We start from the raw sequence: 19,328 nt of genomic DNA, 5'->3' as shown, positions 1-19,328 counted from the left end.
AAAGCCGTTTAAGCTGAGGTTTAAACGGCTTTTTTATTTAGCTAATTTCCGGATCATACCACCAAATATCAATCCATGAAAAGGGTAAACCATATACCAATAAATCCGGCCCCATAATCCTTTAGGCCTAAAGGTGGCAGTTTGAATTAGCCGGTTATTTTTTACCTGAAATTCCAGCCAAGCTTCTCCAGGAACTTTCATTTCTGCATAAAGTAGTAACCTTCCTTCTTCTTTTTTTGCATATAATACCCGCCAAAAATCTATGCTGTCCCCAGGGTGGATTTGTTCCGGATGAGTCCTTCCTCTTCTCAAACCAACCCCGCCCGAAAGTTTGTCCAGAATTCCCCGGATTTTCCAAAGCCAATTGGCATAATACCAACCTTTTTTTCCTCCGATTTTCCAGATTTTGTTGAGGCAATCATTTTTATTTTCGATAGCGGATTCTCTCGTATCTTTAAAACATCCGTATTGTGGAACACGGATAAATTCAGATAGATTTTGGGATAAGCGGCCACTGATCATAGAATCCTTCCAGCTTGAAATAATTTCCTGTTGCTCTATTTTTGAAAATGCTTTTTGTAGGGCTGATGAATAATCAAGGGGCTGAATTTTGAGGATTTTTTCCAGCTTTTTATCCCTGCAGACCACATGAACTTTCATGCTTTCAACCAGGGAAACAGCAAGTTGGTAAGTGGTGGAAGTTACAAAAAATAACCAATAAGAGCTTAATTTTGGGGTCAGTACCGGAACTACCCAAATTTTTCTTTTTAAATTTCTTGAACGAGCATAGCCAATTAACATTTCCTTGTAATTGAGGACATCTGGACCTCCTATATCAAAATCCTGATTGTAAGTTACAGGATTAAATAGGGTCAAAATCAAAAATTGGATGACATCCCTGATGGCTATGGGTTGGCAACGGGTATGGACCCATTTTGGCGCCACCATGATGGGGAGTTTTTCAACCAAATCTCTGATAATTTCAAATGATGCACTTCCTGAGCCAATGATAATTCCTGCCCTTAAAACAGTGAAATTATAATTGCCCTTAGATAATTCATTTTCAACAGCTTTTCGGGATTCTAAATGCTTGGAAAGTTTGTTTTCATTGACAATACCACTCAAATAAATTACATGCTTTGCTTGTGTACTGTTAATGTATTTTCTGAAATTTCTAGCTGTTTTTATTTCCAAAGAAGAAAAATGGGAAGAAGAGGCCATAGAATGAATAAGGTAATAGGCCCCATCGATATCATTTGAAATATTACTGAGTGAATTTTCATTTAAAAAATCAACTTCAATTACCTCTACATGTCCTTCCATAAAAGGCTGTAGATAAAATCGCTTTTTATCCCTTACACAGCATATTACATGATGGCCTTCCTGGATTAAGGCTGGCAAAATTCTCTTTCCAATGTATCCGGTTGCTCCCGTTAATAAAATCTTCATTAGTCCAAATTGCTTATATATTTGAATACCTTTTGAAGGAGAAATTGTTTAAAAATGGAGTAAAAAAGTGGCCCAATTGCCTGGGCCATTTGGGATTATAGGGAACAAATAAAATGGTTAGGATTCACTGATCTTTATCCCCAACATTTTATAAAATTCCCGAAGGATAGCTGGATGACCGGGCCAAGCAGGGGAGGTAACCAAGTTGCCATCCACCACGGCTTCATCCACTTCAACATTTTTCCAGGTACCACCCGCCAATTCAATATCAGGGCCGACTGCAGGGTACGCAGTAAGGGTTCTGCCACTTATGACTTTTGCAGTAGTTAAAACTTGGATTCCATGACAAATGGCTGCAACGGGTTTGTTTTTTTCAAAAAAGTGCTTGGTTATATAAATTACCTTTTCATTTAACCGAATATATTCAGGCGCCCTTCCTCCAGCAATATACAAGCCATCATATTCATCCAGTTTAACACTTGCCATATCAGCATTGATCCCAAATTGATGGCCTGGAGTTTCCTTATAAGTTTGGTCACCAACAAAGTCATGAACAGCTGTTGGAACGGTGTTTCCTTTTTTTCTGTCTGGAGCGTTGGTGTCCACTTCAACCCCTACTGATAATAAAGCTTGGAAAGGAACCATAGCTTCATAATCTTCAACATAATCTCCCACTAACAACAATATTTTCTTTGACATAATTAAATGAGTTTGGTTTGATTTAAAAATGATTATTTCGATTAATTTAGGGATTTTTTCAGGAAAAGTAGGGACAAAAAAATCTTCTGTTTACATTTTGTGATTTGGTAAGGAAAATAGAATTTCCATTTGTTTGATAATAGAGTTGGTATTTGGGGATTTCTAAAAGTTTATCAAAAAAAAACACTTTTATTCCATGCTTTTAGGTCAAAAAATAGAAAAGCCCCTTGCAAGACAAGAGGCTTTCTGTACGCGCGGAAGGATTCGAACCCTCAACCCTCGGAGCCGAAATCCGATATTCTATCCAGTTGAACTACGCGCGCTTTAGGCCGATTTAAGGGCAGCTGCCCTTAAATCGGCTACAAATATAGTATAATTTTATGCGTTTTTAAGCACTTCTTGTACTTTTTCTGCAGCTTCTTTCAATGTAATGGCCGAGAATACTTTCAGACCAGATTCATCGATAATTTTAGCTCCCTCTTCAGCATTGGTACCTTGAAGTCTTACAATGATTGGCACGGCAATATCACCAATAGATTTGTAAGCTTCTACAACACCGCTAGCAATTCTATCACATCTTACAATACCGCCAAACACGTTGATCAGAATGGCTTTAACGTTAGGGTCTTTCAAGATGATTCTGAAACCAGCTTCAACAGTAGTAGCGTTAGCTCCACCACCTACATCAAGGAAGTTGGCAGGCTCTCCACCGGAAAGTTTGATCATATCCATGGTTGCCATTGCTAGGCCGGCACCATTTACCATACAGCCTACATTACCATCCAGCTTCACATAGTTCAGGTCAGATTTGCCTGCTTCTACTTCCAAAGGATCTTCTTCGGACAAGTCTCTGAATTCAGCAAGATCTCTGTGTCTGTATAGTGCATTGTCATCCAAATTTACTTTGGCATCCACAGCAAGGATCTTGTCATCAGAAGTTTTCAACACAGGGTTGATTTCAAATTGAGAAGAGTCTGTGGCATCATAAGCTTTATAAAGGGAAATGATGAATTTTACCATTTCTTTAAATGCATTGCCAGTAAGGCCAAGTGCAAAAGCTACCTTTCTAGCTTGGAAACCTTGAAGGCCTACTTTAGGGTCAATCCATTCCTTGATGATTTTTTCAGGAGATTTCTCAGCAACCTCCTCAATGTCCATTCCTCCTTCAGTAGAGGCCATGATCACATTGCAACCTTTAGCCCTATCCAATAGGATGGAAAGGTAATATTCCTTTGGCTCAGAGTCACCTGGATAATATACATCCTGTGCTACCAAGACTTTATTTACTTTTTTCCCTTCTGGACCAGTCTGGTGGGTAACCAGGGTCCCGCCTAGGATGTTTTTAGCCTTTTCAGTGACTTCATCCAATTTTTTGGCCAATACCACGCCATTGGAATCAGTTTCCTGTACTTTGCCTTTTCCACGTCCACCTGCATGGATCTGTGCTTTTATTACATACCATGAGGTACCTGTTTCTGCGTTCAATAATTTGGCTGCGTCATGCGCTGCTTCGGGTGTATCGGCCACGATACCTTCCTGAATTCTGACACCGTAACCTTTGAGAACTTCTTTAGCTTGATATTCGTGTATATTCATCCTAGCGAAAATTTTTGCCCGAAGTTAACTCACACAAACCGATAATTCAAGGATTAATTTGCTCTTTTTAGCAAATAGGGTGGATTTTTAACCTAGATTTGAAATTATTTATATCTTTAAGATTCTTTTAAGTCTACTACTATGCTTGAAGCAAAAGGTATCCAAAAATATTATGGAGATCTCCATGTCCTTAAGGGTGTGGATGTTAGAATTGATGCTGGAGAAATTGTATCTATTGTAGGGGCTTCAGGGGCCGGCAAAAGTACTTTATTACATATTTTGGGAACCCTGGATCAGCCTGATCAGGGGGATGTGCAGGTGGATCAAAGAATCCTTAATAAATTAAAAGGGGATAAGCTGGCTGCATACCGGAATGCCGAAATTGGGTTTATTTTCCAGTTTCATAATTTATTACCTGAGTTTACTGCCGAGGAAAATATCATTATCCCAGGATTGATAGCCAAAAAATCAGAGGCTAAATTAAAGGAAAGTGTTCAGGAACTTGCACGTTTGCTGGGAATTGAAGGGAGATTAAACCATAAACCTTCGGAGCTTTCCGGGGGAGAACAGCAGCGGGTTGCCGTGGCCAGGGCCTTGATCAATAATCCCAAAATAGTATTTGCAGATGAACCCAGCGGAAATTTGGACACTCATAATGCGGAAGCCCTCCATGAACTGTTTTTTAAACTAAGGGATGAGTTTGGGCAGTCCTTTGTAATTGTTACCCATAATCAGGAGCTGGCCAAAATGGCCGACAGGATGCTGACCATGCAGGATGGATTAATAATATCTGGTCAATAATTGATTCCTGCATTTAAAAACAGGGAGGTTATTTAATTTGGGTCAATTCATCAACCATTTTTTCTACATGCTTAGGTCCATTAAATAATCCCTCATGGACCGCCATTATCTGGTGGTTGTTGTCCAGTAAATAGGTTATTCTTTTTGGGATATTGAGAACAGGCATCAAGGCTCCATAGGACTTGCACACTTCTCCATTAGGGTCTGAAAGCAGTTCAAAGGGAAGTTGATGATCATTTTTGAACTTTAGATGGCTGGGGATATCATCCCGACTAATGCCCACAATAGGTATATTAAGGTCCTTAAATACATGGAAGTTGTCTCTAAAACTGCATACTTCCTTAGTACAACCTTTTGTTTGGTCTTTGGGATAGAAAAATATCAGGCATGCCTGGTTTTTAAAATTTTCACCTAAAATAAACTTCTTTCCCGAAGTGGATTCCAAAGTAAAATCCGGGGCTTTCTGACCTATATTGAGTGCCATAATATTTCTTTTTAATTGATTTGATTAAACCATTAAGTAAAAGACCAAGTTTGGAAACATTTTGTTCAAAATTTTATTCAATTTTCTGATTTTTATTTCAATTTGATTCGAAAATGGAAATTCGAATGGGAGGTAAGGGGAAATTAGCATACAGATCAGGAATAAATCATAAAAGGATTGTTACCTTTGCGGTTTGTTTAAATCAATCATTAAAAGGTACCAAGGATTTTGAATCAAAAGAGTGTTCAGCACATGTTGCTTGCTGGAATATTTTTTGCCCTTATGCAGGTATTGGTGAAATATATTCCACATCTCCCAGCGGTGGAAATTGTGTTTTTCCGGTCCCTGATCAGCATGGTAGCGACTTACCTTATCCTAAAAAGGAAGAGGGTTTCTCTTTTTGGTAATAATAAAAAGTTACTGATGATCAGAGGGGCTTCTGGGGCATTGGCTTTGATCATGTTTTTTTACACCCTTCAAAATGTGCCTCTTGCCAGTGCAGTCACCTTACAATATTTGTCCCCCATATTTACAGCAATTTTAGGAATATTTATTGCAAAGGAAAAAATAAAGCCCATCCGTTTATTTTACTTTGCATTGGCCTTTGGTGGGGTGTTGATCATCCAGGGATTTGATCCAAGGATGTCGATGAAATTTTTGCTAATTGGGGTAGGTTCCGCCTTTTTTGCAGGAACGGCCTACAATATCATCAGAAAACTAAAAGGATCAGAACATCCCCTGGTGATTGTTTTTTACTTTCCTTTGGTTACACTGCCCATAGTGGGCGTTTGGAGTTATTTTAAATGGGTAATGCCCAGTGGTTGGGATTGGCTGATTTTAGCCGCCATAGGAACCTTTACTCAAATGGCCCAATATTATATGACATTGGCTTACCAACATGCAAATCTTGCCAAGATTGCCAGCTTAAACTATATTGGGATCGTATATGCCCTTATTTTTGGTTTTATCTTTTTCGGTGAAACCTTTAACTTGCTGACGTATTTAGGTATGGGCTTGGTTTTGTTGGGGGTAATTTTAAATATTCAATCAAAATAATGAAAATAACAAAAGATTTATACCACGGGTCTTTGGCCCTTTTAACTGATTTTTACCAATTGACCATGGCTTATGCCTATTGGAAATCCGGGAAAGCTGATCAACAAGCAGTTTTTAATTTGTTTTTTAGGAAAAACCCATTTCAAAGTGGGTTTACGGTTGCAGCGGGTTTGGATTATGTAATAGATTTTTGCCGGAATTTCAAATTTGAAGAAAATGATCTTGAGTATCTTCAGCAAATGACCCAAAAGGATGGTACACCTACCTTTGAAGAGGGCTTTATCCAATATTTAAGGGAATTGAAATTTAGTTGTGATGTGGATGCGGTGGAAGAAGGAACCGTAATATTTCCCAATACGCCTATGGTCAGGGTGAGGGGGCCATTGTTGCAATGTCAGTTATTGGAAACTCCATTGTTGAATATTATTAATTTTCAAACTTTGGTGGCTACCAAAGCGTCCAGAATTTCCCTAGAGGCAAAAGGGGATCCGGTGTTGGAATTTGGGTTACGGCGAGCCCAAGGTATTGATGGAGCTTTGGCAGCAAGTAGGGCCTCTTACATTGGAGGCTGTTCCTCTACCAGTAATGTGATGGCCGGAAAACTATTTGGAATCCCTGTTTCAGGAACTCATGCCCATAGTTGGATTATGGCTTTTGATACTGAATTGGAAGCTTTTGAAGCATATGCTGAGGCATTTCCGGATAATTGCATTTTTTTGGTAGATACTTATGATACCCTCAAGGGGATTCAAAATGCCATAAAAGTGGGGCAAAGTCTTAAAGCCAAAGGGAAGAAGATGTTGGGAATAAGAATTGATTCCGGGGATTTGGCTTATTACAGTAATGTAGCCAGGGAGATGTTGGATGAAGCTGGTTTTCCCGATGCCAAAGTTGTAGCCAGCAATGATCTGGATGAACATATATTGTCTTCCCTGAAAATGCAGGAAGCGGCAATAGATATTTGGGGCATTGGGACAAAATTAGTTACTGCTTATGACCAGCCCGCCTTGGGAGCAGTTTATAAAATGGCTGCCATTAAAAACGAAAAAGGGGATTGGGTGCCCAAATTAAAAGTTTCCCAGCAAGCTGTGAAAATTAATATTCCTGGTTTCCAGAATGTTAGGCGTTTTTACAAAAATGGGAAAGCCATGGCTGATATGGTTTATCTGGAAAATGGAGAAAAGCTGCCAGATGAAATTACTATCATTGACCCCAATGATCCTACAAAAAGGAAAAAAATTCAGTCAGGTGCTTTGGAAAGTAAAGTCTTATTGAAATCTATTTTTAAAGAAGGTGAAAAAGTTTATACCCGACCAAAATTGGATGAAATCAGAGAAAAGACCCTAACTGGCTTGGGGAGGTTCGATAAAGCCCATAAAAGATTAATTAACCCCCACATTTATCCTGTTGGTTTGGAGGAGTCACTTTACCATTTGAGGACAGATTTGGTTCTCAAGGCAAAAAATTACCATTAATCCATTTCAGCAGGAAAAGAAAATATAAGGGAGGTACTTATTCTTTTTAATATCCAATTTATCTGGGTAAATTATTGTCGATATTGAACCAAAAAGCTGGAATTATGAAAGCCTTATTAATTGTGGATGTTCAGCATGATTTTCTTCCGGGGGAGCTTTGGAGGTGAAGGATGGTGATAAAATTATTCCAATAATTAATAAACTTCAAAGCAAATTTGATTTCATTGTAGGGACCCAGGATTGGCACCCAGAGAACCATTTGAGTTTTGCTGCAAACCATAAAGGAAAAAAGCCCGGTGAGATAATAAAACTAGATGGAATGGATCAGATCCTGTGGCCGGTGCATTGTGTTAAGGAGTCCCATGGTTCCCAATTTCATCCCTATTTAAAAACCGAAGGTTGGAAAAAGGTTTTTAAAAAAGGAACCAATCCCAAAATAGATTCCTATAGTGGTTTTTTTGATAATCATAAAAGGCAAGATACCGGACTAGGTAAGTACCTAAAGGAGAATGGAGTTGATACGGTTTACGTAGTGGGCTTAGCAGCTGATTATTGTGTGAAATTTACGGTGTTGGATGCTGTTTCAGAAGGGTTTAAGACTTATTTGGTAAAAGATGGTACACGTGCAGTTAACCTTGAACCCAATGATTTTGAAAAAGCCATCAAAGATATGGAGGAAGCTGGAGCCCAGATGGTGAAAAGTGAAGACCTTATTTAGGACAGGGTATAAAAAAATAATTAATATTCAATTTTATTCTGTAATCAACTTTTAAACCCAAACATATGCAATTACCGATTGTAACAATTGATGCATTTACTGATATACCTTTTTCAGGAAACCCTGCTGCCATCTGTTTATTACCAGGGCCTGTTCCAGAAGAAGGAATGCAACTTATAGCAGCTGAAATGAATCTTAGTGAAACAGCTTTTTTAGAACAAACTGGAGAAAATACCTTTAAAGTAAGGTGGTTTACTCCTACCCGTGAAGTGGATATATGTGGGCATGCTACTTTGGCCAGTGCATTTATGCTGTATGTGGAAGAAGTGGTAGATATGGACAAGGACATTGTTTTTGACACCAATTCTGGCGAACTGGTAGTCAAAATGGAGGGAGATGAAATTGTGATGGATTTTCCCATTATACCCACCAAAGAAGCTGAACACCCCTATTTTAAGGATGATTTTTTTGGACAAAAAGTGATCGGGGCTGCTGCTTTGGATAGAAATTGGATTTTGGAATTGGAAAACTTTCATGCAGTTGAATATGCACGTCCCTTGTCCAATGTGGTAGCAGTGCACAGTGATGAAGGAATCATCATTACCGCAAAAGGGGACGATCAGTATGATATTTACTCCCGGTATTTTGCGCCAAACCTAGGAATAAATGAGGATCCAGTTACGGGTTTTGCCCATTGTGCTTTAATTGATTATTGGCATAATAAGAATGGATTAGAAAATCTAAAAGCTTTTCAGTCCAGTAGGCGGGAAGGTGAAATGAGACTTGAAAAAATAGGGGACAGGGTTAAAATTTACGGAAAAGCTGTTAAAATTTTTGAAGGTTTTTTGGAAATATAAACAAAGCCCTGAATTCATTAAGGGCTTTTTTCTTGGCTTTTCAATGTTTTAAGGCACTTTATATAGAACTGCATTAACATTCATTCCAGCTCCTACCGAAGCAAATAAGATATGATCTTGTGATTTGAGTTGATGGTCTTCTAATTTCTTTTTATTTAATAAGTCCAAAAGGATGGGGACGGTCGCCACGGAATTATTACCCAGTTTGGTAATGGTCATAGGCATTATTTCCCTTGGGTCAAGTTTTTGTCCATAAAATTTCAATATTCTTTTTGTGATGGCATCATCCATTTTTGCATTGGCTTGGTGGATGAGGATTTTTTTGATGTCGGAAATTTCCAAACCAGCTAGATCCAAGGTTTCCTTGACTAAGCCAGGAACGGTGTTTAGGGCATATTCATATAACTTTCTTCCATTCATTTTCATAAATAAGGTATCATCCTTGTAATCGGGATTGTAGGAAAGCCCCATTTTGAGTAGCATCGCATGATTAATGGTATCAGAACGGCTTTTGTGTTTCAAAATCCCAATAGGTTCTTCGCTATCTTGGGCTTGGATGACAACGGCCCCTGCGCCATCTGCGTAAATCATGCTGTCAATATCATGGGGGTCTGAAATCCTGGATAAGGTTTCTGCTCCTATGACAAGAATATTTTTTGCGTCCCCTGCTTTGATATAGTAATTGGCTTGGATTAATCCCTGCACCCAACCGGGGCAACCAAAGGGTAAATCATAGGCAATGCAATTCGGATTTTGGATTTTCAGTTTGTATTTGACCCTGGATCCCAAACTTGGTAAAATATCAGTTTTTTGGTTGTCAAAATTGACATCACCAAAATTATGAGCAACAATTATATAATCCAGGTCTTCTTTATCAAGTTGTGCACTTGATAAGGCTTCTTTTGCTGCAAAAAAAGCCATGTCGGAAGTTACATATTCATCTTCTATGTACCTTCTTTCTTCGATTTCAGTGATTTCCTGGAATTTTTGGATTATTTCTTGGTTGGATTTTTTGAGTCTTTCGCCTTCTTTGTTGAAAAATTTTCGGTCTAAAAAGTCTTCGTTTTTTATTATCCGGCTGGGAATATAACTACCCGTTCCGATAATGACTGAATAAAGTTGATTTTCTGACATCTGTTGAAATAATGTTGATCTATATTAAAGATTGGAGTGTTGAAAGGTAATAAAACTTGCAAATAATGCCATGATTTAGGGTGAAAATATAAACTATGGAAGGTTAAAAACGAAATACTTTTGTAGGAAAAAAAGATTAGTAATGGCCCAAATCAAATTCATTATTGGCCATTCTGGCAGGAAGAGGAATACAGTTGGCCTGGAGGGAGGAAAGTGAAGCCTGTATAAGATAAAGTCTGAACAGGGATTTAAATATTGGATTATTTTTAATTTAAAAAAAAACGCTTTTCCTAAGATTCGGAAAAGCGTTTTTTTAATCCACCTATTACAAATCCGGTTGAGGTGTGATTCTCAAATAGGGTTTGATTTCCTTATGACCTTTGGGAAATTTTCCAGGAATTTCTGCATCGGTAATAGCTGGAAGAATTACCACATCTTCACCATGCTTCCAGTTTACTGGAGTAGCTACAGAATGATAAGCGGTTAGTTGTAAGGAATCAATCACCCTGAGCAGCTCATCAAAATTCCTTCCGGTACTTGCAGGATAAGTTATGATGAGTTTGATTTTTTTGTCAGGGCCAATGATAAAGACAGATCTCACAGTAGCCTTTTCATCGGCATTTGGGTGGATCATGTCATAAAGTTCAGAAACCTTATGATCCTCATCCGCAATGATCGGATAATTCACTTCAGTACCTTGGGTCTCATTAATATCTTTTACCCAACCCTTATGGTCTTCCAGACCATCAACGCTTAAGGCAATCATTTTGACATTCCTTTTTTCAAACTCTTTTTTTAGTTTGGCTGCAGCCCCTAATTCTGTAGTACAAACCGGAGTATAGTCTGAAGGGTGGGAAAATAAAATTCCCCAGCTATCGCCCAAGTACTCATAAAGATTGATTTTCCCTTCGGTACTATCCGCGGTAAAATCTGGTGCATTGTCTCCTAATCTTAATGACATAAATTGATTATTTTGGTTATAACAAAGTCTATTGATTTGATAGGGAAAACGATTAACTCTCCATAAAAGTTTACTTTTTCCCATATAATTTATCCTTATTTAGGATAATAAAATTCTGTCCTGAAAACCCAATAAAAATAACAAAATACCTCCAAAATTTCAGTTTCTTAAATAAGAATTATACTTCTTTTAATTATCAGCTTTTTCTTTGATGGCTTGTGAAATTATCTCACAAGACTCATGGATTTCCTCCATGGTAATGGTCAGGGGAGGGGCAATTCGCATGGAATCATTACAAAATAGGAACCAATCGGTTACAACGCCCAATTCTATGGCCCGGTCTATGATAGGTTTTAGTATTTCAAAAGATTCGAACTCCACCGCCATCATCAAACCTTTGTTCCTTATGGAACGGACTTGGGGGTGGTTGAGCAGTTTTTTGAACAAATGGGCTTTAGGCTCAACCATTTCGATCAGGTTTTCATTTTTGAGCACTTGAATTGTAGCTAAAGAAGCTGCAGCACTTACCGGGTGTCCCCCAAAAGTTGAAATGTGACCAAGTAAGGGATTTGTTTTAAATACCTCCATTATTTTTTTGGAAGATATAAAAGCCCCTATGGGCATTCCTCCTCCCATGCCTTTGGCGCAAACTAATATATCCGGTATAATTTCATAATGCTCAAAGGCCCAGAACTTTCCGGTCCTTCCAAAACCTGCCTGGATTTCATCCAAAATCAACAAGGCACCCGTTTCATTACACTTTGCTTTTAAGGCTTTAAAATATTCTTTGGAAGCCACCCTTACTCCAGCTTCACCCTGGACAGTCTCAATAATTACCGCAGCAGTTGATTCTGTGATTTTTGTGAGGTCTTTCGTTTCCCCAAAAGCAATATGTGAAATACCGGGAACCAATGGTCTGTAGGCTCGTTTTAGTTCTTCATTTCCTCCAACGGATAATGAACCATGGGTACTACCGTGGTAAGCATTGTTACAGCATATGATTTCCCGCCTTCCCGAAAATCTTTTTGCCAGTTTTAAAGCTCCTTCCACCGCTTCACTTCCACTATTTACCAAATAAACATTATCAAGTTTGGCAGGAAGAGTATCACTTAGTGCTTTAGCAAGCATGACCTGGGGGGATTGAATATATTCCCCATAGACCATCAGGTGAAGATATTTGTCCAATTGTTCTTGAATGGCCTCTATTACCTGGGGATGTCTGTGGCCAACATTGCTAACGCCAATGCCGGAAATCAGGTCTATAAATTTTTCTCCATTTGGCCCATACATATAAATTCCTTCTGTTTTTTCAATTTCCAGCATAAGGGGAAAATCAGTAGTTTGGGCTAAATGGGAAAGAAAAAGCTGTCGGTTATTCATAATTTTATTGAATTCAATTAATGTGATATTAGTTTGGAATTAATTTTTTCCAACCCTATTCAAAATTAGTGGGTTTTGGGCAATTAATTTAATACTCTCATAAAATCCATCCATTTCCATAGTGGGGTAAAAATTTGGTCAAAACTAACCACATAAGGAAAAATGTACCCATTTGATTCAAATCAATCGGGAATTAAGTATTACTTTGGTGGGAATATTTGGTCATTATTACACTATAGGAAGGAATGGAATACTTCGATGTAGCAGTTATAGGGAGCGGCCCTGCAGGTGCTTCGGCTGCTTTTCATTTGGCCCAAAAAGGGATAAAATCGGTAATTGTCGAAAAAGAAGTTTTGCCACGTTACAAAACTTGTGGTGGTGGATTTGTATATAGGGGTAGAAGGAAATTGCCTTTTGATATTTCTCCAGTTGTGGAAAGAGAGTTTCATCAAATCAACTTGTATTTTGAAAATGAAGATTTGATGTTGACCACCAAACGGGAAGTGCCAGTGATCAGTATGGTGATGCGGGATGATTTTGATAATTTTATCATTGAAAAAGCTCAAGACCAGGGAGTATGCTTAAAAGATGGCCATAAGCTTACCGGTATTACTTTTGGTGAAATCCTAACCCTTCATACGGATCAAGGAGATATACGGGCCAAAATGATCATTGCTGCGGATGGAGCATTGAGTCAAACCGCAAAAATGGCGGGGTGGAAGGACACTAGGAAATTGATCCCAGCTTTGGAGTATGAAGTAGAAGTTAAGCCGGAAGATTTTGAAAGATTATCCAAAGAGGTCCGGTTTGATGTAGATAGTATTCCGCATGGATATGCCTGGAGTTTTCCGAAAAAAAATCACCTTTCCTTGGGAGTGGCCTCCGCTCGGAAAGCAAGAATTGATTTAAAGGCCTATTACCGGAAATATCTGGAAAAGCTTAATATTAAAGAAGTTATTAGTGAAAAAGCCCATGGATTTCAGATACCGGTAGCTCCCAGGACGGATGGATTTTTCAGAAATAAAGTTTTTCTAATTGGTGATGCAGCAGGCTTTGCGGACCCGGTGACTGCAGAAGGGATTTCCAATGCCTTAAGAAGTGGTGAAATGGTGGTAGAAGCAATTTTGGAATCGAAGCTTGTTCCTGAAAAAGCCGGTGAATTATACCAAAGTAAATTGGAAGGAGAGCTGTTACCGGAAATTAATACGGCCGAGAATGTTTCAAAATGGTTTTACAGCCAGCGAATGATTAGAAATTTTTTGATGAGAAAATATGGGGGGCAATTTATAGAAGCCATGACAGATATTTTTATTGGGGAAAAAAATTATCCAACCAATATCATGGACAGTCTAAAAAATAAAATAAAGGAGCTGTATTAACCCTTTTTATTTGACAACAATTTTATAATTCATATTTAAATAGAAAACCCCAGTTCAAGCCAAACAAGGAAGAACTGGGGTTTTCTATTTTTTTTCTCAGTAACTAGGCAATTATTCATATAAAATCACCAGGTATTTAGATGCTTTCCAAAATGCCCTTGGGTCGGAGATATAAAGGCTGTCCAAATTATTTCCATCCTCTGAATTGAGTCTATAGGATTCTGAGGGATGGGAGGTAATGACTGTTGCTTTTTTTCCATTTAAGGGAATTGCCTTTGTCTGGGAGATATCAATTTTTTCAAAGATTTCCTTATTAAAGTCTTCGGCCAATTTCTTTACTGAGCCAATGCCGATAATACCTCCTTCTTTGTCAATTACCCCTTTTTCCTTCAAGTCTTTGTAAGTCCCAGAAGTAACATAGGCCGTATTAAGGGCTTTTATTTGTTGGTTAATGCTATCGGTTTTAATTTGATTGACCAATGATAAATCACTGACCTTGGTTTCTAAGGTATCCACAGTAACGGTAAGCATCTCTTTTTCTTTGGCAAGTAAGGCTAACTCATCCTGCATTTGGGTGATTTCTGTTTTTCTTTCTTCCAACCTGCTATTTAGGCTTTTAACCATTTGGTTAAATTCCCCGAGCTTAATATCGGAATTATTGACTTTTTCACTTAATGAGGCTATTTTTTGCTTGTTTTCTTCCATTAAAGTATTAATGGTTTTAAGGTCCTGAATGATAGCTGCTCTAGCATTATTGGGATTTTCATTGGATTGGGTGGACCGGTTAATCATATCCTCCTTTTCCTTAATCATGGCTAGATTAGCTTCAATTTCATTGATGGTTTGGATAAACTCATTGATAGTGGAGTCATTTTCTGCGGCTTCCTCTTTCAATTCAGCATTTTCCTGACTGAGTTGATTCAACTTTTTCTGGTTACATGAAACCAGTAAAGAAAATACGGTGAAAATGAGTATGTACTTTTTCATGGCATAGTGATTAATTTGAGATTTATAGTGATTTCTAAATTCGTGATTTTATTTTTTTCAAAACAATATATTATAAGTTACCTATTTATCCGTTTATTTTAAATTGTAAGTGGTTAATTATCACCAAAAAAATCTGCAAAAGTTGTGCCCAATTTTAAAAGCTTCATATTGCAATTGAAAAAGCAACCATCTGTGGAATTTTTCCATAAATAGGGGGGGGCAACTTTTGAATTATTTTATTTTTTATTTTAATCCTAAATCGATTAACTTCTAACTTTTAATTTTACCATATAACCCAGTCAAAAAATGAAATACCACCTATTATTTTACATATGGTCCATAGGGCTTTTGGGTACTGTGTCCAATGCTCAAACCAATAATAAAAATGTCGATTTACCTCCCGAGGCCACAGAGCAATGGGAGCCACAGCCCAGGGTGGTCAAACCTGGTGAAAAAGACCATTTACCACCTTCCGATGCTATTGTACTTTTTGACGGAAGCAACCTGGTTCATTGGAAAAGTAATAAGACAGGAGAAAATCCGGAATGGATTATCCAAGATGGCATTGTTACAGTAAATCCCGGATCCGGCAACCTGGAAACCAAGGAATCTTATGGGGATGTTCAAATCCATTTGGAATGGAGAGCACCATCCGAAATCAAAGGGGAAGGCCAAGGGAGAGGAAATAGCGGACTTTTGATAATGGGAAAATATGAGGTGCAAATTTTAGATTCCTATCAAAATCGGACTTATAGCAATGGCCAGGCAGCCAGTATTTATAAAGAATATATGCCTTTGGTCAATGCCATGCGATCTCCCCAAAAATGGAATACTTATGATGTTTTTTTTACAGCCCCAAGATTCAATTCTGACGGGATTTTAATGAAACCAGCCTACCTAACAGTGATCCATAATGGCGTGTTGGTTCATAACCACCGGGAAATAAAAGGAGTTACCGCTTACATTGGCGTTCATCAATATAAACCCCATCCCGCCGAATTGCCCTTTCAATTACAGGATCATGGTAACCGGGTCAGTTTTAGAAATATCTGGGTAAGAAAACTTTAGCCTTCTTTTTTATTATTTAATAAACCTCAAATAACCTCAACCTTTATGTCATCTAGAAGAAAATTTCTGCAAAATTCCTTGTTGGCTTCAGCAGGGTTAAGCTTACCCAGCTATGTGTCTGCTCATGACCTGGAAAGTTTAGCGAAAACTATAGGTGCCAATGATATGATCAATTTTGGCCTAATAGGGGCCAATGGGATGGGCTGGTCCAATATGAATTCCTTTATGAAAATGCCCCATGTAAATTGTGTGGCTGTTGCTGATGTGGACCAAAGTGTGCTGGATAGGAGGGCCTTGGATGTTGAAAAGCAAAGAGGAAAAAAGCCCAAGTTGTATAAGGATTACCGCAAAATGTTGGAAAACAAAGATATTGATGCGGTGATTATTGGGACCCCAGATCATTGGCATTGTTTGAACCTGGTAGATAGTTTGGAAGCTGTGAAACATGTTTATTTGGAAAAACCCATTGCCAATTCTATAGAAGAATGCAATGTGATGGTCAATGCGGCCAAAAAATACGGAAAGATGGTTCAGGTTGGACAATGGCAGCGAAGTGGAAGCCAGTATGATCAAGCCATCCAATTTGTGAAATCTGGTCAATTAGGTAATATCCGATTGGTAAAATGCTGGGCTTATCAGGGATGGATGGATCCAGTGCCGGTGAAGCCAGATACCCCTGTTCCCGAAGGGGTCGATTATCAAATGTGGTTAGGGCCTGCACCAAAACGTCCTTTCAATGAAAATCGATTCCATTTTAATTTCCGTTGGTTTTGGGACTATGCAGGGGGGTTGATGACGGATTGGGGTGTTCATGAAATCGATATTGCACTTCATGCTATGGGAGTGAAGGCTCCAAAATCCATTATGGCTTCAGGAGGGAAATTGGCCTATCCAGAGGATGCCTCTGAAACTCCAGATACTCTACAAACTGTCTATGAATTTGATGGTTTTAATTTGCTTTGGGAACATGCCACAGGCATTGATGGGGGCAATTATGGATACACGGAAGGGATTGCCTTTATCGGTAATAATGCCACTTTGGTAGTTAACCGGGGTGGCTGGGAAATTATTGCCGAGAAGGATGGGGAAAGACCTCGCTTGGAGTCTATGGAAAGAGTGAAACCAGAAGGCAATCCATTGGATATCCATACGGCCAACTTTGTCGATGCCATTACCCAGAATGATGCTTCACTTTTACATTGTGGAATAGAAACCGGAAGTATTGCAGCTATCAATGCTCATATGGGTAATATTGCCTTCAAAACCGGGGAAAAGATCTATTGGGACGCTGAAAAAGAAAATTTTGGTCATCAATCAGCGGATGAATTGATCAAGGCCCGTTACCATAATGGATGGAAGTTGCCGAAATTTTAAATAAGCTTTTATTTTTAGAAACAGGTCTAACATTGGTTTGACCTGTTTTTCCATTAATCTTCATTTAAGATTCCCACAACCCTAGAGGGACCTGCAGAAGCTCCTACCAATTTTAAAGGAAATGCAGCCACTTTAAAACCTGAATAAGGAAGTTGTTCGAGGTTGACTAATTGTTCCATATGACAATATTCCTTTCCAACCAGATGCGCTTCCCAAAATAAATCAGGGTCATTTGATTCTTTGGCTTTTTGGATCATATAGGGCAGAGGAAGGTCCCAGCCCCAGGAATCTATGCCCATTACTTTCACCCCTTGATCAATCAGCCATTCGGTGGCCGATTTACCCATTCCAGTACCTTTTTTATGAAAATCTTTGGTTCCATTGTATTTATCCCTGCCTGTCATGATCAATACGATCATATTTTCCTTGATCTCCAAATTTTCTGCAGACAAAAATTCTTTGATATCCTCAATGGTTATAGGGTCAAAATCTTCCTTGTGCCGCATATCAATGACCAAACCCTCTCCATAGCACCATTCCAGGGGAATTTCATCAATGGTTTTGGAACGGGCCCCATTGGTGGTGGGGGAAAAGTGCCAAGGTGCATCGATATGGGTAGTGGAATGCACACCCAATTTTTGAATCAAATCATCTGCCCATCCAGTAAAATCTTTAGGAAAAAGCCTAAAGGGTAAACCAAGGGCCCTGATTAACCATTTGGCTTTCCGGTGGGGTTTATGCTTAATTTTTACCCTCATAAACCAAGGGTCTTCCTTATTGTATTGAATGGGTTTGGACAGGTCTATAATTTTTGTCATGGATTAATTTTTACTTATAAAAAAAATGATTAAAAACTTTTTTAGGCTACAAACCTATCAGGAATAGTTTTATTTGCCAACAAAAGGGTCTCCAATAGTGGGAGTAGTGTTAAGTCTATAGTGCTTTATTAAGCCTTCCTTTACTTTTTATTTGAAAATTGTTGATAATATTTTTCAATTTCTTTTGAAGTCAGATTCTTGTGGACGAGGATTCGGTTTCTAATATTGAGGTTTTTTCCCTTTGGGATTTTTATTGGTTTTCGTCCTGGAAATGCCATATTTTGCATGCTTTTAGCACTCCTTAATATCCAGCCTTGGAATGAGGGAAGTTTTTCAGGTTCTCCCATGATGGTAATGCCATTTGTTTTGGGACTAAAATCACCACTTAAATTGATCCATGGTCCAGCTTGAACAGCAAGGTTTTGGGGCATTACATTTCCATTGATATCACTAAACCGTATATTTTCAGGTAGGTCAATCCTGGGTGAAAATCCCCCGTAGCCTTTTGCATCTTCCGATCCCCCAATTTCCAAATTGTCCACCAGAGCCTGAAGATCAATATCAAAACTTAAAGCATAGACATTCTCTTCCAAACGTTCATAGCTTATTAGGACCTTTTCTTTCAAGACTGCTTGGTTTTCCAACTGGGGAATTTCCCAATAAACATGAGCTTCCAAAATGGCTTTTCCATCATTAATGTTGGTGTTGGTTGATTTTACCTCCCAGGAAATCCCTTCGCAAAGCCAGGGGTCTGCTACTCTTATTCCATCCACATATAGCTGGTGCCAGGTCCAGAAAATGCCTCTATGGTGGTAATGGTCCTCCGGAAAATCTTCAGTCAAAGGCTCCCCGTCCAAACTGTATAAAGGGTGGATATAATTGGCCCTTGGGTATTCCCCCCCCTTTGATTTGGTGGTCATCCGGTAAAAAAATCTTGGATTACCATTTTCCTTCAACCAAATCCCTTCTTTATTTTTTTCAAAGTTTAAAGTTTGGCTTTGTAACGGATTGGAAAAGGTGAATAAAATATAGCAGAGAGAAAATAATATGAGGTTTTTCATTTTGGGTTGATTTTAAATTTCTTTCTCCAAT

General features: G+C 38.5%; 18 protein-coding genes and 1 tRNA gene. 8 read left to right on the top strand and 11 right to left on the bottom strand.

Annotated features, from left to right (window positions below):
* Window positions 1-33: 33 nt before the first annotated feature.
* The 4 genes from QWY93_RS16845 to sucC all read right to left on the bottom strand — a co-directional run bounded on the left by QWY93_RS16845 (window position 34) and on the right by sucC (window position 3,744).
* A complete protein-coding gene (locus QWY93_RS16845) occupies window positions 34-1,449 on the bottom strand; it encodes an SDR family oxidoreductase (protein ID WP_290249581.1) in 1,416 nt (471 codons plus the stop codon).
* A gap of 117 nt (window positions 1,450-1,566) precedes the next feature.
* Window positions 1,567-2,148: a DJ-1/PfpI family protein gene (locus QWY93_RS16840; protein WP_290249580.1), complete on the bottom strand. Its 582-nt coding sequence runs from the start codon at window positions 2,146-2,148 to the stop codon at window positions 1,567-1,569.
* Window positions 2,149-2,397: 249 nt separating this feature from the next.
* Window positions 2,398-2,471: transfer RNA gene (locus tag QWY93_RS16835), tRNA-Arg, on the bottom strand.
* Between the two features lie 55 nt (window positions 2,472-2,526).
* Complete coding sequence (gene sucC, locus QWY93_RS16830) at window positions 2,527-3,744, bottom strand: ADP-forming succinate--CoA ligase subunit beta (protein WP_290249579.1); 1,218 nt, start codon at window positions 3,742-3,744, stop codon at window positions 2,527-2,529.
* A 141-nt stretch (window positions 3,745-3,885) separates the two neighbouring features.
* Between sucC and QWY93_RS16825 the strand changes: the two genes are divergently transcribed.
* Window positions 3,886-4,545 carry an ABC transporter ATP-binding protein gene (locus QWY93_RS16825; RefSeq protein WP_290249578.1) on the top strand — a complete coding sequence of 220 codons (660 nt, stop codon included), beginning with the start codon at window positions 3,886-3,888 and terminating at the stop codon, window positions 4,543-4,545.
* Between the two features lie 28 nt (window positions 4,546-4,573).
* Here the strand turns inward: QWY93_RS16825 and QWY93_RS16820 are convergent, their stop codons facing one another.
* Entirely contained in the window at window positions 4,574-5,029 is a 456-nt protein-coding gene (locus QWY93_RS16820; protein ID WP_290249577.1) for a peroxiredoxin, read from the bottom strand.
* A gap of 252 nt (window positions 5,030-5,281) precedes the next feature.
* Here QWY93_RS16820 and QWY93_RS16815 point away from each other — a divergent pair, with 252 nt between their 5' ends.
* The 4 genes from QWY93_RS16815 to QWY93_RS16800 all read left to right on the top strand — a co-directional run bounded on the left by QWY93_RS16815 (window position 5,282) and on the right by QWY93_RS16800 (window position 9,135).
* On the top strand, window positions 5,282-6,085 hold the full coding sequence (locus QWY93_RS16815; RefSeq protein ID WP_290249805.1) for a DMT family transporter: 804 nt from the start codon (window positions 5,282-5,284) through the stop codon (window positions 6,083-6,085).
* Window positions 6,085-7,560 (top strand): nicotinate phosphoribosyltransferase, encoded by a 1,476-nt coding sequence (locus QWY93_RS16810; RefSeq protein WP_290249576.1) that lies wholly within the window; start codon window positions 6,085-6,087, stop codon window positions 7,558-7,560. The genes QWY93_RS16815 and QWY93_RS16810 overlap by 1 nt, the downstream gene beginning before the upstream one ends.
* A gap of 163 nt (window positions 7,561-7,723) precedes the next feature.
* On the top strand, window positions 7,724-8,278 hold the full coding sequence (gene pncA / locus QWY93_RS16805) for a bifunctional nicotinamidase/pyrazinamidase (protein WP_353959668.1): 555 nt from the start codon (window positions 7,724-7,726) through the stop codon (window positions 8,276-8,278).
* A 65-nt stretch (window positions 8,279-8,343) separates the two neighbouring features.
* Window positions 8,344-9,135: a PhzF family phenazine biosynthesis protein gene (locus QWY93_RS16800; RefSeq protein WP_290249575.1), complete on the top strand. Its 792-nt coding sequence runs from the start codon at window positions 8,344-8,346 to the stop codon at window positions 9,133-9,135.
* Window positions 9,136-9,183: 48 nt separating this feature from the next.
* On the opposite strand, the gene QWY93_RS16795 is transcribed toward QWY93_RS16800, so the two are convergent.
* The 3 genes from QWY93_RS16795 to QWY93_RS16785 all read right to left on the bottom strand — a co-directional run bounded on the left by QWY93_RS16795 (window position 9,184) and on the right by QWY93_RS16785 (window position 12,610).
* Window positions 9,184-10,269, bottom strand: coding sequence for a 3-oxoacyl-ACP synthase III family protein (locus QWY93_RS16795; protein WP_290249574.1), 1,086 nt, complete (start codon window positions 10,267-10,269; stop codon window positions 9,184-9,186).
* Between the two features lie 325 nt (window positions 10,270-10,594).
* Window positions 10,595-11,230: a peroxiredoxin gene (locus QWY93_RS16790; RefSeq protein ID WP_290249573.1), complete on the bottom strand. Its 636-nt coding sequence runs from the start codon at window positions 11,228-11,230 to the stop codon at window positions 10,595-10,597.
* A 189-nt stretch (window positions 11,231-11,419) separates the two neighbouring features.
* Window positions 11,420-12,610, bottom strand: a complete 1,191-nt coding sequence (locus QWY93_RS16785) for an aspartate aminotransferase family protein (RefSeq protein WP_290249572.1) — start codon at window positions 12,608-12,610, stop codon at window positions 11,420-11,422.
* A gap of 245 nt (window positions 12,611-12,855) precedes the next feature.
* On the opposite strand from QWY93_RS16785, the gene QWY93_RS16780 reads away from it, so the two are divergent.
* Entirely contained in the window at window positions 12,856-13,989 is a 1,134-nt protein-coding gene (locus tag QWY93_RS16780; protein ID WP_290249571.1) for a geranylgeranyl reductase family protein, read from the top strand.
* A 111-nt stretch (window positions 13,990-14,100) separates the two neighbouring features.
* Here QWY93_RS16780 and QWY93_RS16775 read toward each other — a convergent pair whose 3' ends face one another.
* On the bottom strand, window positions 14,101-14,976 hold the full coding sequence (locus tag QWY93_RS16775; RefSeq protein WP_290249570.1) for a Cbp1 family collagen-binding glycoprotein adhesin: 876 nt from the start codon (window positions 14,974-14,976) through the stop codon (window positions 14,101-14,103).
* A gap of 306 nt (window positions 14,977-15,282) precedes the next feature.
* On the opposite strand from QWY93_RS16775, the gene QWY93_RS16770 reads away from it, so the two are divergent.
* Both QWY93_RS16770 and QWY93_RS16765 read left to right on the top strand, forming a co-directional pair.
* The gene (locus QWY93_RS16770; protein WP_290249569.1) at window positions 15,283-16,044 is read left to right on the top strand and encodes a 3-keto-disaccharide hydrolase; all 762 of its coding nucleotides are present in this window, start codon (window positions 15,283-15,285) and stop codon (window positions 16,042-16,044) included.
* 45 nt (window positions 16,045-16,089) lie between these two features.
* Window positions 16,090-17,418 carry a Gfo/Idh/MocA family protein gene (locus tag QWY93_RS16765; protein WP_290249568.1) on the top strand — a complete coding sequence of 443 codons (1,329 nt, stop codon included), beginning with the start codon at window positions 16,090-16,092 and terminating at the stop codon, window positions 17,416-17,418.
* Between the two features lie 53 nt (window positions 17,419-17,471).
* Here QWY93_RS16765 and QWY93_RS16760 read toward each other — a convergent pair whose 3' ends face one another.
* Both QWY93_RS16760 and QWY93_RS16755 read right to left on the bottom strand, forming a co-directional pair.
* Entirely contained in the window at window positions 17,472-18,236 is a 765-nt protein-coding gene (locus QWY93_RS16760) for a cyclase family protein (RefSeq protein ID WP_290249567.1), read from the bottom strand.
* Between the two features lie 140 nt (window positions 18,237-18,376).
* Window positions 18,377-19,297 (bottom strand): DUF6807 family protein, encoded by a 921-nt coding sequence (locus QWY93_RS16755; protein WP_290249566.1) that lies wholly within the window; start codon window positions 19,295-19,297, stop codon window positions 18,377-18,379.
* Window positions 19,298-19,328 lie beyond the last annotated feature (31 nt).

It is taken from the genome of Echinicola jeungdonensis, from assembly GCF_030409905.1.
In the GTDB taxonomy this organism is placed as follows: Bacteria; Bacteroidota; Bacteroidia; order Cytophagales; family Cyclobacteriaceae; genus Echinicola; species Echinicola jeungdonensis.
The sequence above is the reverse complement of the archived record's forward strand: the minus strand, read 5'-3'. Positions and strand labels throughout refer to the sequence as shown.

What these genes read in the sequence shown, in the direction of transcription:
- QWY93_RS16800 (WP_290249575.1), top strand. Translation starts at nt 8,344, where the DNA reads ATGCAATTACCGATTGTAACAATTGATGCATTTACTGATATACCTTTT.
- QWY93_RS16845 (WP_290249581.1), bottom strand. Translation starts at nt 1,449, where the DNA reads ATGAAGATTTTATTAACGGGAGCAACCGGATACATTGGAAAGAGAATT.
- QWY93_RS16780 (WP_290249571.1), top strand. Translation starts at nt 12,856, where the DNA reads ATGGAATACTTCGATGTAGCAGTTATAGGGAGCGGCCCTGCAGGTGCT.
- QWY93_RS16770 (WP_290249569.1), top strand. Translation starts at nt 15,283, where the DNA reads ATGAAATACCACCTATTATTTTACATATGGTCCATAGGGCTTTTGGGT.
- QWY93_RS16825 (WP_290249578.1), top strand. Translation starts at nt 3,886, where the DNA reads ATGCTTGAAGCAAAAGGTATCCAAAAATATTATGGAGATCTCCATGTC.
- QWY93_RS16810 (WP_290249576.1), top strand. Translation starts at nt 6,085, where the DNA reads ATGAAAATAACAAAAGATTTATACCACGGGTCTTTGGCCCTTTTAACT.
- QWY93_RS16790 (WP_290249573.1), bottom strand. Translation starts at nt 11,230, where the DNA reads ATGTCATTAAGATTAGGAGACAATGCACCAGATTTTACCGCGGATAGT.
- QWY93_RS16765 (WP_290249568.1), top strand. Translation starts at nt 16,090, where the DNA reads ATGTCATCTAGAAGAAAATTTCTGCAAAATTCCTTGTTGGCTTCAGCA.
- QWY93_RS16840 (WP_290249580.1), bottom strand. Translation starts at nt 2,148, where the DNA reads ATGTCAAAGAAAATATTGTTGTTAGTGGGAGATTATGTTGAAGATTAT.
- QWY93_RS16820 (WP_290249577.1), bottom strand. Translation starts at nt 5,029, where the DNA reads ATGGCACTCAATATAGGTCAGAAAGCCCCGGATTTTACTTTGGAATCC.
- QWY93_RS16795 (WP_290249574.1), bottom strand. Translation starts at nt 10,269, where the DNA reads ATGTCAGAAAATCAACTTTATTCAGTCATTATCGGAACGGGTAGTTAT.
- QWY93_RS16775 (WP_290249570.1), bottom strand. Translation starts at nt 14,976, where the DNA reads ATGAAAAAGTACATACTCATTTTCACCGTATTTTCTTTACTGGTTTCA.
- QWY93_RS16755 (WP_290249566.1), bottom strand. Translation starts at nt 19,297, where the DNA reads ATGAAAAACCTCATATTATTTTCTCTCTGCTATATTTTATTCACCTTT.
- QWY93_RS16760 (WP_290249567.1), bottom strand. Translation starts at nt 18,236, where the DNA reads ATGACAAAAATTATAGACCTGTCCAAACCCATTCAATACAATAAGGAA.
- sucC (WP_290249579.1), bottom strand. Translation starts at nt 3,744, where the DNA reads ATGAATATACACGAATATCAAGCTAAAGAAGTTCTCAAAGGTTACGGT.
- QWY93_RS16815 (WP_290249805.1), top strand. Translation starts at nt 5,282, where the DNA reads ATGTTGCTTGCTGGAATATTTTTTGCCCTTATGCAGGTATTGGTGAAA.
- QWY93_RS16785 (WP_290249572.1), bottom strand. Translation starts at nt 12,610, where the DNA reads ATGAATAACCGACAGCTTTTTCTTTCCCATTTAGCCCAAACTACTGAT.